The organism is Mucilaginibacter metallidurans, from assembly GCF_003286435.2.
Taxonomy (GTDB): domain Bacteria; phylum Bacteroidota; class Bacteroidia; order Sphingobacteriales; family Sphingobacteriaceae; genus Mucilaginibacter; species Mucilaginibacter gossypii.
Genome location: NZ_CP043449.1, coordinates 1,786,792 through 1,799,595, shown reverse-complemented (window position 1 = coordinate 1,799,595; position 12,804 = coordinate 1,786,792). Strand labels below are relative to the sequence as shown.

Sequence of the window (12,804 nt, the reverse complement as noted above, 5' to 3'; positions counted from 1 at the left end):
ACAAACAATGAAATATTTTTATACACTTTTGCCGATATCTTTATTCAGCATTAAATGTCCAAAGACAAATCATTACGCAAGAGAGATGGGTTTGACGGTCAAAGACTGATTGTGATCCCCAAAAAAATTGTTTCGGATTTTTTGATCGATGACCCGATCACCAGGCAGGTTTACATCACTGATATCGGCTATTATCCCAGGGCACTATTCCACTACGCGCAGCGGTCGCAAGGCATCAATCAGCATATAATAATCTATTGCACAGATGGTTATGGATGGATTGATATTAACAAAAAACGAATTCAAATAGCTCCTTCACAATTTATCGCAATACCAGCAAATACGCCGCACGCTTACGGCGCTGACGAAAAAAATCCATGGTCGATCTATTGGGCACATTTCAAGGGAGAAAATGCGCGATTCATCACTGACCTGATCGTAGAAAAGCAAGAATCTTTTAAGCCGCAGTTAACCTACAGCGCTGAACGTATTAAGATCTTTGACGATATCTACTACAACCTTGAAAAAGGTTACGGAGAAGATACGCTGCGTTATGCGAACATGAGTTTTTATCATTTTTTGTCCTCCATGATCTACACGGAACAATTTAACTGGGAGAAGAAAGAGCCGAGTACGGATACCGTAGAATCGGTCATTAATTTCATGCAAGACAACATTGAAAAGATTGTCACCTTGAAAGAAATGGCTGATCATTCCCAAATGTCAGTCACCTATTTTTGTAAAATATTCAAGAAAAAAACAGGACATACGCCTATGGAATATTTTAATTACCTGAAGATACAAAAAGCCTGTCAGTACCTTTCATTCACGGCCATGTCTGTCAAAGAACTTGCTTTTCGCATCGGCATCCATGACCAATATTATTTTTCCCGGATGTTCAGCCGGTTAATGGGCACATCCCCGTCTGATTACCGAAAAAGGCTTTCGGAAAGTAACAACTTGGTAAATACCCCAATAGCTGCCAATATGGAAGATCCATCGGATAGCCATCTAAAAAACAGTGCTTATCGACCCATGATTGCTAAGCTTAAACGGTCTCCACAGTCCTGATGTGCAAGCCAACCGTTAAATACTATACATGAATCTGGCGTATCAGGCTGTTAGTGGTTATAAATAAAGATGACAACTTCACCTCATCCTTCACACAATAAAAATCGCCTGGCCGCCAATCTTGAATCTGTGGAAATATGTTGTTTTTTGACAGTTCTTCAGCAACAGCAGATACTAAAAGCCCGATTCACCAGCAATTCCAACGCAAAATCTAATTGCATTAAACATGTCTACGGCTCATCATCATAATCGATCCTATTTCACAGCGAAAATTTCTAAGTTCAACAAGCTTTCCGTATTGCCGTATGAGTTGTTTACTCCATGAACAACCTGACATATTTCTTAAAAAGGATTTCTTTTGGATCCTACTGTTCAAATATTTTCAATGTTTTTGGAACTGTACTTCACGAAAAACTGGAACAGGTCCTGGATTATTTAAGTCTTTCCAAGCCTTTTATCGCCTGCAACCACCAGTTTCAAAAACATGGTAAAGGTTAAAACACAGGAAGTTGTGGTGAAGAAAAGCCAGTTGAAGGAACTACAGGCTAAAATTGACCAGTTGGAGGAACTGATCAACGAGGAAATTGAAGTGGAAACCTACCTGAAATATTATAAAAGTTTCAGGCTGAAAGGGCCCGGCTGAGTGAGGAAATTAGTTATAATCAAAAGCTGGGGGACGACAGCCTGCATCAACAAACGATCTTATTAACTTCGCTGACCTCATTACCGGGCGTTTATAAAAAAGCGAACCTCAATCAAAAACATCCTTTATTAAAGGGGCGTTCGAACATAGTCTCATGTTTAGAGAGGGGGCATATCGAACACCCTACATCAATCCGGCGTGCGAGCATAACTTGCTGAAAAGAAACAAAAAAGGGCTGCTCTTTTTGGAGCAACCCTCTCGGAATTTCGACAGAATCCTATGTGGTGCGGAAGAAGGGACTCGAACCCCCACGCCGTGAAGCGCCAGATCCTAAGTCTGGTGCGGCTACCAATTACGCCACTTCCGCGTTTCTGATTTAACAGGCTGCAAAGATAGCGTTTAAAATTATACTTAAAAACATAATTTTCATTTTTTTGCTATCATGCTCATTTAGTAGGAATTAATTTTTCAAAAGCCCATTCGTCAGTTGTTTGAAGTATACGGGTGCGTATAAAAGCCTGCTGCCATACCATGAAAACATTTCACCATCTACCAAAACTATCTTTGCATTTGGTAAAAGCGCCCTAAACTCCTCTATATGTTTTTTAGCGAATGGATATGGCTCTGATGATAGAAAAAGAAGATCCGGATTAGCCGCGGCTAAAGCATCTGCATCAATCTCCGGGTAACGCTCCCCCTCTGTTACATTGTTTAGTCCACATGTTTGCAGCATACTATCAATGAAAGTTCCCCTGCCGGCAAGCATATAGGGTTTACGCCAGATGAGATAGGCAACTCTCAGCTCTGTTACAGGAAACTTAATACCCTTAAAACGACCATTAATTTCCGTGCAAAGTACGTTTGCCCGCCCGGGCTTACCTATCATATTACCAATGCAAACAATCATTTGCAAAGCCGATTCCAGATCAAAAATATCACTGATCCAAACCGGGCATATATTCATTAACTCTTCTACCTGAAGATGGTCGTTCTCCTCTTTATTGGCGATAATTAAATCCGGGTTCAGCAATCGGATTTTTTCGATATCAAGCTGTTTAGTCCCTCCTACTTTCGTTGTTGAATTAAACCTATCTGCCGGATGGATACAAAATTTAGTAATGCCTATCACCTCAACGTTTAAGCCAAGGTAAAAAAGCAATTCTGTTTGTGAAGGGACAATGGATATGATCCGCTTAGGGATTCCGGAAAGTTCAACCTTTCGGCTTAGCTGATCCCGGAATACCGGCATATTAAAACGCGTTCTTTTCGCCCCTAAACACGTTCCATACCGTTAGGAAGATAATCTTCATATCCAGCAGGAACGACCAGTTTTCAAGATACCAAACGTCGGCCTCCACACGCTCAAGCATAGCCTGTGTGGTTTGAGTTTCGCCCCTCAGGCCTGACACCTGGGCCCAACCCGTAATACCAGGTTTAAGAAAATGCCTTACCATGAAAGTATCAATAAGCTGCGAATATTGTTGAGTGTGGCTTATCATGTGCGGCCTCGGGCCTACTACAGACATATTGCCTAATATTACGTTAAAGAACTGTGGCAATTCGTCGATACTTGTTTTACGGATAAATGCCCCGGATTTGGTTATACGTGAATCGCCGCGTGTAGCTTGTTTTTTATCCGAATCGTGATTTACCCGCATGCTACGGAATTTATAGCATTTAAACGGCTTATTGTCCCTGCCTGAGCGCTCCTGCACAAAGAATATCGGCCCTTTTGACTCAAGCTTTATAATGATGGCCAAAATGGGGAATAACCAGCTAAAAATAAACAGGATCACAAATATAGAAAAACAGATATCAAACAAGCGTTTGATGGAGCGGTTCAGCATGTTCTCCAAAGGTTCTGGCCTTACGGATATAACCGGGATATGGCCAAAGCTTTGTATAAAAGTTGGCTTTTTAGCGTAGTCGTAATATTCTGGCACAAATTTAAACCTGATCAGATTTTTATCCGCATCAAGCATCAACTGCTCTATTTTCTCAGCTTCAGAGTTTGGTAGGGTACAAAATATTTCATCAACTTTATTGTTGAGCACATAGCTTATACAATCATTAGTACCGCCTAAATAAAGGCTTTGATCAAGTACGCTGTCTGATGCATCATCAAAAAAGCCAACAAGCTTATACCCACGTTCGGGGTTTTGTTTAAAAAAGCTATGCAGGTCTGACCCGATGCGGCCCCCACCTATAATGATAACAGTACGTATATCAATAAGCGTTGCGCGGTCGCTTTTACGAATACTCAGGAATATTAACTTCCATAAACCAAGCAGGAAACCGAATAACGCCAGTGAATAAAAAAGATACTCGCGTGTTATAAAATACGCTTTGGTGCCTATCAATATAATGATAGTGAAGCAAATAAAGCTTACAAACAGCAGATAAGTTTTAATTACACCGCGATAGGTTTTAATTGAATCTTTATTAAGAACATGTTCATAAAGCCCGGTGATATTAGCTGATAGCAGCCAAATTAGATTAAAAACCAATACAATAGGCAGGTACTGCCTGTTGTTAATCCAAAAAATATATGACCGGTCTTCGATGAAGTAAGAAATTACCATGCTCATATTAAGTATAATATAATCAATGGTAAGGTTCACTGCTTTAATAAAAGTAGCGTATCTGTGAATCATGTATATGTGCTTATGTAGTATGCAACCCTGCTAAAATTACTATAATTATTTACTAATAACAATGTCATAATTAAATGAAGACACGGTTACGAATGTATTATTTTCACAGCCACAAAATTAAAAATTAAGAAATTTATTCAAAATGAATTCTCTGTTAACAGTGAGAAAAAAATGATTTTCTATGTGAAAAAATAATTGTAAAACCAACACTTACAACCGTCCGCTTACAACACCCTTGTTTAAAATACCTTTTATATCATAAATTACCGATGATGGTTTATGTTTTAAGCTTGCATAGTCTAAATCATAAAACTCGCGATGTGCCACAGCCATAACAATAGCATCGTAAGCGCCGCTTAGTTGCTGGTAATTTTTCAATGTAGAGATACCATATTCTCTTTTTACTTCATCCGGGTCGGCCCATGGGTCATATATTTCACAGGTTGCGTCAAAACCATCAAATCCCTTAATAATATCAATTACCCTGGTGTTGCGAACATCCGGGCAGTTTTCCTTGAAAGTAAAACCGAGCACCAGGATCTTTGAGTTTTTTACCGAAATATCATTCTTCACCATCAGTTTAATGACTTCAAGGGCAACGTACGTACCCATACCATCATTAAGCCTTCGCCCGGCAAGGATAATTTCGGGATGATAACCCATTTGCTGGGCTTTTGCTGCAAGGTAATACGGATCAACTCCTGTGCAGTGGCCGCCTACAAGACCTGGTTTAAAATTCAGGAAATTCCACTTGGTACCTGCCGCTGCCAAAACCGCATGGGTATCAATATCCATGATGTTGAATATTTTGGCAAGTTCGTTTACAAAAGCGATATTGATATCCCGCTGTGAATTTTCGATCACCTTACAGGCTTCCGCAACTTTAATGGCGGGGGCTTTATGCGTTCCTGCTTTTACTATTGACCGGTATAAGTTGTCAATAAAATCAGCAGCCTCGGGCGTTGAGCCCGATGTTACTTTTAAAATATTGGTCAGCGTATGAACTTTATCCCCCGGATTTATACGCTCGGGCGAGTATCCTGCAAAAAAATCCCTGTTATAATGCAAACCTGATTCTTTTTGTAAAACAGGCACACAAACATCCTCAGTTACGCCGGGATAAACTGTTGATTCATAAATAACTACATCCTCCCTCTTCAATACACCTGCTATTGATTTACTTGCCCGAATAAGCAGGCTCAAATCGGGCCGGTTGTGCTGGTCGGTAGGTGTTGGTACCGAAACAATATAAACGTTACAGGAAGCAATGTCTGTTATCTGCGATGTGAAAGTGAGTCCCTTGCTTTCATCCTTTAAATTTAAAACTGCCGATAGTTCGTCGCTCCTGGTTTCAAGGGTACGGTCAAACGCGTTATTCAGCTCATCTACCCGGCTTTGTTTAATATCGAAACCTTTTACAGGATATTTTTTGGCAAATTCAACAGCAAGGGGCAATCCCACATAGCCAAGACCTATTATTGCAATATGAATATTTGCAGGAGCCTGAAATTTATTAGTGATCGAATTTGATTGATCAGACATTTAATTTAACACGGTAGAATATGATAGATACCGGTAAAGATAATCAAATATTACCAAAATTAGCTGCCTCCCGATCCAAAGAATGCGCGGCTTAGGCTAATCAAAAGTGTTTCAGGCCGTATATATCTGGTAAACACCTGTTATTGACCGGTTTTGTGCAGAACCCACCAGTAAGGTGGTGATCTTTTTTTCAAGCATTAACTGCTCGGCATAGCCAACAAATTCATGCTCATCAATAATAACCGGGTTAACGGTCATAATTTCAGCTATCGTTAAGGTTGAGGTATCGGGATGTTTAAGCAAGGCCCTGCGAAGGTCACCATCTGTAACCACCCCCTTAATCCGGGACGCGTCGCCTACTATAACCATACCTAACCTGCCTTCGGACATGCGCAGTAACAGGTCCATAAATGAAGCTTCCTCATTAATAAAAGGAAGCTTATCGGTACGCATGAGGTCTTTAACTTTTACCAGCAGTTTGCGCCCAAGGCTACCGCCCGGATGAAAACGTGCAAAATCATGCTGCTGAAAGTTTCGCGACTCCATTAATGCTATAGCCAGGGCATCGCCCATAACCAACGCCGCCGTAGTTGACGAGGTTGGCGCCAGTTCAAGCGGGCAAGCCTCCCTTTCAACTTTTATATTAAGGTGATAACTGCAGTTTTTGGCAACAGTTGATATAGGATTACCTGTTATGCCAATCATTACATTCTTATTCCATTTTAAATAAGGGATAAGCTTCAGTACCTCGTCGGTTTCGCCCGAATAGGATATCAATAAAACAATATCATTAGGGCCTACCATGCCTAAATCGCCGTGAAAAGCCTCTCCCGGATGCAAAAAAAAGCTCGGCGTACCTGTACTGGCCAATGTGGCAGCTATCTTTTTACCGATAAGCCCCGATTTACCAATGCCAATAACAACCAGCTTTCCTGTTGATTTTAGTATGGCATCAACAACCCTTGCAAACTCATCATCAATTGAGCCGGCTACCTGCTGCAGCGACTCTATTTCAATATCAAAAACCCTTTTTGCAATATCTTTCATGGATCCGGACATTCAGAACAAAAACTTACCCTACTAATGGTGCTAAAACCTTATCCAGTTCGTGCAGCTTAACCATGTTAGGGCCGTCGCTCAGGGCATTATCAGGGTCGGGATGCGTTTCCAAAAAATAGCCATCGGCTCCAAAAGCTTTTGCTGCCAGTGCCATCATAGGGACAAAAGTACGGTCGCCGCCGGTTTTTCCTCCTGCTCCGCCCGGGCGCTGAACCGAATGGGTGCAATCCATACAAACCGGGTGGCCAAAAGCTTTCATATCGTAAATATTCCTAAAATCGACAGCTAAATTATTATAGCCATACATATTGCCCCGCTCGGTTAATATTACCTGGTTATTACCGGCTTCAATAACTTTTTGAGCCGGATAAAACATATCATGTCCCGAAAGGAACTGGGCTTTTTTTACGTTGACAATTTTACCGGTTTGGGCAGCCGCAACCAGCAGATCTGTTTGACGGCATAAAAAAGCGGGGATCTGCAATATATCGGCAACCTCGGCTACAATAGCTGCCTGGAACGGCTCATGAATATCTGTAGTAACAGGTAAACCAAAACGCTGCTTAACATTCATCAGCATTTCCATGCCTTTCTCTAATCCCGGGCCGCGGTATGAATGAATAGATGTGCGGTTGGCTTTATCAAATGACGATTTAAAGATCACCGGAACGTTATACTTCTGCCCCGCTTCGGCGACTTTTTCGGCAACGGTATATAGCAATTCCTGGTTTTCCATTACACAGGGACCAAGAATAAAGAACGGCTTTTGGTTTATTTGTTCAAACAGCATATTGTTAGGGTCTATTTATCAGCCACAAAGATGATGATTTTTTTGAGAATCATACAGAAGGGCTATTTCACTCCCGGGCAAACGCCCATAAATAGGGTTAACAGGGTTAACACTTTTTTAAAATATTACTTACAAGATATTCATAATCAAATATTTATTTTTTAGTGGGGTTACACTACGCTAATGTTTTTGAGCGCTTAGGCAAGTCCGGATATTTAAATGTTGGCCCTGCACTTCTCCCCTTCTTTATTTACAAATAAAAATATTCAAAAAATTTGCGTAAGTGATTGCTTACATATAAATTTGTAAGCAATCACTTACATATTATATTTGATTTAGATGAGACGAGATGTTTTCCAGGCCATTGCCGATCCAACCCGCAGGGATATCATTAACCTGATAGCCTTTAAACCCATGAACCTGAATGCCATAGCGGATAACTTTGATGTAAGTCGTCCCGCTATATCCCAGCATATAAAAATCCTGACCGAATGCGGTCTTATAACCATTAAGAAACAAGGGCGGGAACGGTATTGCGAACCCCGCCTGAAACAGCTTGAAGAGGTTGCTCAATGGATTGAGCGTTACCGCAAGAGTTGGGATGAAAAATTTGACGCGCTCGACAGCCTGCTCGAAGAATTAAAAAACAATGATAAACCTTTAAAATAATCAATTATGACGAAGCAATTCTGGATCAATCTGCCTGTAAAAAATGTTAATGTATCAAAGGAGTTTTTCAGCAAACTCGGCTTCCGGTTTAACTCGCAATTTGGTAACGGCCCGAATTCTGCAGCCATGCAGGTTGGCGAAAAGGATGTTACAGTAATGCTTTTTGACGAAAGCACCTTTAAAGGCTTTGTTGAAAACTGCGGTCTTGCGGATACGGCAAAGGGAGTTGAAGTTCTGCTGTCTATCGACGCGGAAAGCAAGGAAGAGGTTGATGAACTGGCTCAAAAGGCTATCGAAGCCGGTGGCAAAAGCAATCACAAGCCCCGGGAAATGGATGGCTGGATGTACGGCTGCCTGTTTACCGATCCTGATGGCCATAGCTGGAATGTGCTGCACATGGATATGAGCAAAATGCCAGGGAGATAAAAAATCATTTTGTCGCTAATGCCCCCTTATCTCGTCGTTTTTGGACACTATTAGCCCTTGTCAGGGCAGGTAACTTTGAGATATCGAAAGCAACAAATTTTTAATTAATAAAAAACAGAAACCATGGCAACATTTAAAGCAACCCAGAAAGTAACCCCTTTTTTATGGTTTAACGGCAACCTTGAAGAAGCATTGAAATTTTATACCTCGGTATTCAAAAACTCCGAAAGCGAAGTAAGCTCACTTACCGATCCGGGCAATGGCCGCAAAATGTTAGTTGGAACATTCAGAATAGAAGATCAGCAGTTTTTAGCTTTAGATGGCGGACCAATGTTCAATTTTTCGCCTGCTACATCATTTTACATCAACTGCAAAACCCAGGAAGAAATTGATTACCTGTGGGAAGCACTACCTGCAGGCGGCGGCAAAACCAATCAGTGCGGCTGGCTCGACGATAAATTCGGCGTTACATGGCAAATTGTTCCTGAAGTTATGAGCGAGTTACTTTATAATAACGAAAATCCTGAAAAAGCCAAAAAAGTTATGGCTGCCATGATGAAGATGACCAAAATGGATATCAAGCTTTTGCAGGAAGCTAACGATAACGATTAATCAATCACCTAAATAAAAACACCATGATCACCACCAAAAATCAAACAGAAATTAAGGCCGAACCCGGCAAACAGGAGCTTTTCATAACCCGCGAATTTGAAGCACCGCGTGAGCTGGTTTTCCGAGCCTTTACCGATCCTGAACTTATTGTTAGATGGCTGGGTCCACGCGAACTTAAAATGCGCATAGATCAATTTGACTGCCGTAGCGGAGGCGCTTACCGCTACATTCATACCGACCCTGCCGGTAATGATTATGGCTTTCATGGTGTTATCCATGATGTAACCGCGCCTGAACGTATCATCCAAACATTTGAGTTTGAAGGATTGCCCGAAAGTGGTCATGTAACGCTTGAAACCACCAGGTTTGAAGCACTACCAGGGAACCGTACAAAAGTGACTGTACAATCTGTTTTCCAATCGGTGGCCGATCGTGACGGCATGCTGCAATCGGGTATGGAACGCGGTGTAAATGATTCGCACTGGCGTTTGGATGAGCTTTTTGAAGCAGGAGAAATAAAATAGATGCAAAAGGCTGAACGCAGAAAGCCAAAAGCTTTTAATTATCAGCACCGGGCTTGTACTATTACTTACCTTTCCTGATTGCTTCAAGTATCGTTTTCATTTTTTCCTGAGCTGCGGTTGAACTGATCTCATGCTTTATTACCATCAGGCATTTACGGCAAAGGCAATCAGGATAGGTTAAGCGGATATAATCGCGCTCCCGGTCGGTAAAGCTGATGCCCTGGCACTGGCACAACAGGATGCTGCCTACTTTGCATTCAAACGGCTCTTTACACCGGGGGCAGTATTTATTTTCATGCTTTGTCATACTAAGTATATAAAACTGCTGTGCACCTGGTACGGTACACAGCAGTAATCATTTTTAAGCAGTTACATTGCTGATAACATTTTCGCGGACAGCTTTCGCGGCTTCAACCATCTCTGTTAAGGCCTTTTGGGTTTCATCCCATCCCCGTGTTTTTAAGCCACAATCGGGATTTACCCAAAGCTGAGCATCGGGTATTACCGCCTGGGCTCGTTTAAGCAAACGGATCATCTCCTCTCTGTTGGGCACGCGGGGCGAATGGATATCATATACACCGGGGCCAATTTCATTAGGATACTTAAAATCGGCAAAAACATCCAGCAGCTCCATTTGCGAGCGCGATGTTTCTATCGTGATCACATCGGCATCCATATCGGCTATGCTTTTAATGATGTCATTAAACTCCGAATAACACATATGCGTGTGGATCTGTGTACTGTCCTGAACGCCGCTTGCCGAAATCCTGAAAGCTTTAACTGCCCAGTCGAGATAATTTGCCCTGTCATCCCTGCGAAGCGGTAATCCTTCGCGAATGGCAGGTTCATCTATCTGGATGACTTTGATACCTGCGCTTTCCAGGTCACAAACTTCATCACGAATGGCCAATGCTATCTGCGTACAGGTTTCGGAACGGGGCTGGTCATTGCGCACAAACGACCATTGCAAAATAGTTACCGGGCCGGTTAACATACCCTTCATCCATTTTGAGGTTAACGATTGCGCATAAGCCGACCATTTTACCGTCATAGGTTGTGGCCTTGATACATCGCCATAAATAACGGGTGGTTTAACACAGCGGCTGCCATAGCTTTGCACCCAGCCATTTTGTGTAAAGGTAAAACCGGCCAGCTGTTCGCCAAAGTACTCAACCATATCATTACGTTCAAACTCGCCATGTACCAGCACATCCAACCCTATTTCTTCCTGCCATTTTATAGCTTTTTCAGTTTCGGCAGCTATCAGTTTATTATACTCCCCCAGGGTTATCGCGCCTTTTTTTAATTGGGCCCGCCAGCTTCGTACTTCGGCTGTTTGCGGGAACGAACCAATAGTTGTGGTAGCAAAAAGCGGCAGGTTAAGCAGTTGCTGCTGTTGCTCTTTCCGTGCAGGAAAAGCACTTATACGCTTTGCATCATTTTCGGTAATGGCGCTTACCCGTTGTTTAACCGCCGGGTTACGGATCAGTGCAGATGTTCGGCGGGCCTCGTTTGCCTGCCGGTTTTTTTCCAGCTGATGCAGGCTGCTATCGCTAACCACATCTTCCGATAATTTGCTGAGCAATGCCACTTCGTTTATTTTTTGGCGCGCAAAAGCCAGCCACTGCTTAATTTCGGGAGTAAGCACTTCATCGTTGGTTTCATTTTGCAAATCGCATGGCGAATGGATCAATGAGCATGAAGGGGCTATCCAAACGCGGTCGGTACCTAACTTGTCCTTCGCGCTCTTTATAATGACCAGCGAGTTATCAAAATCATTTTTCCAGATATTGCGCCCGTCAACAACACCTAAAGAAAGGATAGTTTTTTGGGGCAGATGCTCAATCACTTCATTCAATTGCTGGGGCGCCCGTACTAAATCGATATGTAAAACGTCAACAGGTAAAGTTGCCGCTAATTGAGTGTTATCACCCAGGCGTTCAAAATAAGTTGCCAAAACTATCTTTAGGAAAGGGAATTCTTTCCTCAATTGCTTATAGGTATCTTTAAATACCTCCTGTTGTTTTTCGCTTAAATCAAGCGCTAAAAACGGTTCATCAAACTGGACCCATTCGGCACCCAAAGCTTTAAGCTTATTTAGGATGTCAAAATAAACAGGCAGCAGATTTTTGATCAGGTCTATCCTATCGAAACCAGCCTCTTTCTCTTTGCCTAACAACAGGTACGATACAGGGCCAAGCAATACCGGCTTGCTAACGATGCCCAACTGTTTAGCCTCATAAAACTCATCGATAACTTTGGTGGAGAAAAGTTTAAACTGCTGGTCTTTATAAAACTCGGGTACTATGTAATGGTAATTGGTATCAAACCATTTAGTCATTTCCATAGCTACCACATCCAATCCATCTTTTTGATAGCCGCGGGCCATAGCAAAATACAGATCGAGCTCGGTATTGCCTTTTTGACTGATCACTTCATGATAGCGTTTAGGAATAGCGCCAAACATCAGTGAATGATCAAGCACCTGGTCATAAAATGAAAAATCATTTGATGGGATGAGGTCGATCCCGGCTTCCTTTTGCAGCAGCCAGTTTTCTTCCCTTATGTATTTACCCACGGTAAGCACATTTTTTAAGCCCGTTTTGCCTGCCCAGTAGTTTTCGCAGACTTTTTTCAATTCGCGCCGGCTACCAATACGCGGGTAACCTAAATTTTGCGTTAGCATTCTTTTAATTGATTAAATGAATAAATCGGTTAAAAGCCCTTTCAGCTAAGCTTCGTAATGTTTTGTGATATGAAAATATGGAGAGAATATATGGGCACAGCCTGTCATAACGGGCCATGGACCCATAC

At 42.1% G+C, this 12,804-nt stretch carries 13 protein-coding genes and 1 tRNA gene; 6 read left to right on the top strand and 8 right to left on the bottom strand.

Features of this window, described 5'->3' with window-relative positions:
- Positions 1-54: 54 nt before the first annotated feature.
- Both DIU38_RS07885 and DIU38_RS32955 read left to right on the top strand, forming a co-directional pair.
- The gene (locus DIU38_RS07885) at positions 55-1,071 is read left to right on the top strand and encodes an AraC family transcriptional regulator (protein ID WP_112652976.1); all 1,017 of its coding nucleotides are present in this window, start codon (positions 55-57) and stop codon (positions 1,069-1,071) included.
- A gap of 484 nt (positions 1,072-1,555) precedes the next feature.
- Positions 1,556-1,714 (top strand): hypothetical protein, encoded by a 159-nt coding sequence (locus DIU38_RS32955; protein ID WP_167516109.1) that lies wholly within the window; start codon positions 1,556-1,558, stop codon positions 1,712-1,714.
- A 282-nt stretch (positions 1,715-1,996) separates the two neighbouring features.
- Here the strand turns inward: DIU38_RS32955 and DIU38_RS07880 are convergent.
- The 6 genes from DIU38_RS07880 to kdsA form a co-directional block, all read right to left on the bottom strand.
- Positions 1,997-2,081 (bottom strand) — tRNA-Leu (locus DIU38_RS07880).
- A gap of 93 nt (positions 2,082-2,174) precedes the next feature.
- Positions 2,175-2,963, bottom strand: coding sequence for a helical backbone metal receptor (locus DIU38_RS07875; protein WP_112652977.1), 789 nt, complete (start codon positions 2,961-2,963; stop codon positions 2,175-2,177).
- A gap of 1 nt (position 2,964) precedes the next feature.
- Positions 2,965-4,368, bottom strand: a complete 1,404-nt coding sequence (locus DIU38_RS07870) for an undecaprenyl-phosphate glucose phosphotransferase (RefSeq protein ID WP_090527329.1) — start codon at positions 4,366-4,368, stop codon at positions 2,965-2,967.
- Between the two features lie 210 nt (positions 4,369-4,578).
- Complete coding sequence (locus DIU38_RS07865) at positions 4,579-5,910, bottom strand: nucleotide sugar dehydrogenase (RefSeq protein WP_112652978.1); 1,332 nt, start codon at positions 5,908-5,910, stop codon at positions 4,579-4,581.
- Positions 5,911-6,021: 111 nt separating this feature from the next.
- On the bottom strand, positions 6,022-6,957 hold the full coding sequence (locus tag DIU38_RS07860) for a KpsF/GutQ family sugar-phosphate isomerase (RefSeq protein ID WP_112652979.1): 936 nt from the start codon (positions 6,955-6,957) through the stop codon (positions 6,022-6,024).
- Between the two features lie 25 nt (positions 6,958-6,982).
- Positions 6,983-7,759 carry a 3-deoxy-8-phosphooctulonate synthase gene (kdsA, locus tag DIU38_RS07855; RefSeq protein ID WP_112652980.1) on the bottom strand — a complete coding sequence of 259 codons (777 nt, stop codon included), beginning with the start codon at positions 7,757-7,759 and terminating at the stop codon, positions 6,983-6,985.
- Between the two features lie 339 nt (positions 7,760-8,098).
- Between kdsA and DIU38_RS07850 the strand changes: the two genes are divergently transcribed.
- The 4 genes from DIU38_RS07850 (at position 8,099) to DIU38_RS07835 (ending at position 9,990) form a co-directional block, all read left to right on the top strand.
- On the top strand, positions 8,099-8,428 hold the full coding sequence (locus DIU38_RS07850; protein WP_112652981.1) for an ArsR/SmtB family transcription factor: 330 nt from the start codon (positions 8,099-8,101) through the stop codon (positions 8,426-8,428).
- Positions 8,429-8,434: 6 nt separating this feature from the next.
- The gene (locus DIU38_RS07845) at positions 8,435-8,854 is read left to right on the top strand and encodes a VOC family protein (RefSeq protein WP_090527313.1); all 420 of its coding nucleotides are present in this window, start codon (positions 8,435-8,437) and stop codon (positions 8,852-8,854) included.
- Positions 8,855-8,977: 123 nt separating this feature from the next.
- The gene (locus DIU38_RS07840; RefSeq protein WP_112652982.1) at positions 8,978-9,466 is read left to right on the top strand and encodes a VOC family protein; all 489 of its coding nucleotides are present in this window, start codon (positions 8,978-8,980) and stop codon (positions 9,464-9,466) included.
- A gap of 23 nt (positions 9,467-9,489) precedes the next feature.
- Positions 9,490-9,990 carry an SRPBCC family protein gene (locus DIU38_RS07835; RefSeq protein WP_112652983.1) on the top strand — a complete coding sequence of 167 codons (501 nt, stop codon included), beginning with the start codon at positions 9,490-9,492 and terminating at the stop codon, positions 9,988-9,990.
- Positions 9,991-10,051: 61 nt separating this feature from the next.
- Here the strand turns inward: DIU38_RS07835 and DIU38_RS07830 are convergent, their stop codons facing one another.
- Positions 10,052-10,297 carry a cysteine-rich CWC family protein gene (locus DIU38_RS07830; protein WP_112652984.1) on the bottom strand — a complete coding sequence of 82 codons (246 nt, stop codon included), beginning with the start codon at positions 10,295-10,297 and terminating at the stop codon, positions 10,052-10,054.
- Positions 10,298-10,351: 54 nt separating this feature from the next.
- On the bottom strand, positions 10,352-12,676 hold the full coding sequence (gene metE, locus DIU38_RS07825) for a 5-methyltetrahydropteroyltriglutamate--homocysteine S-methyltransferase (protein ID WP_112652985.1): 2,325 nt from the start codon (positions 12,674-12,676) through the stop codon (positions 10,352-10,354).
- Positions 12,677-12,804 lie beyond the last annotated feature (128 nt).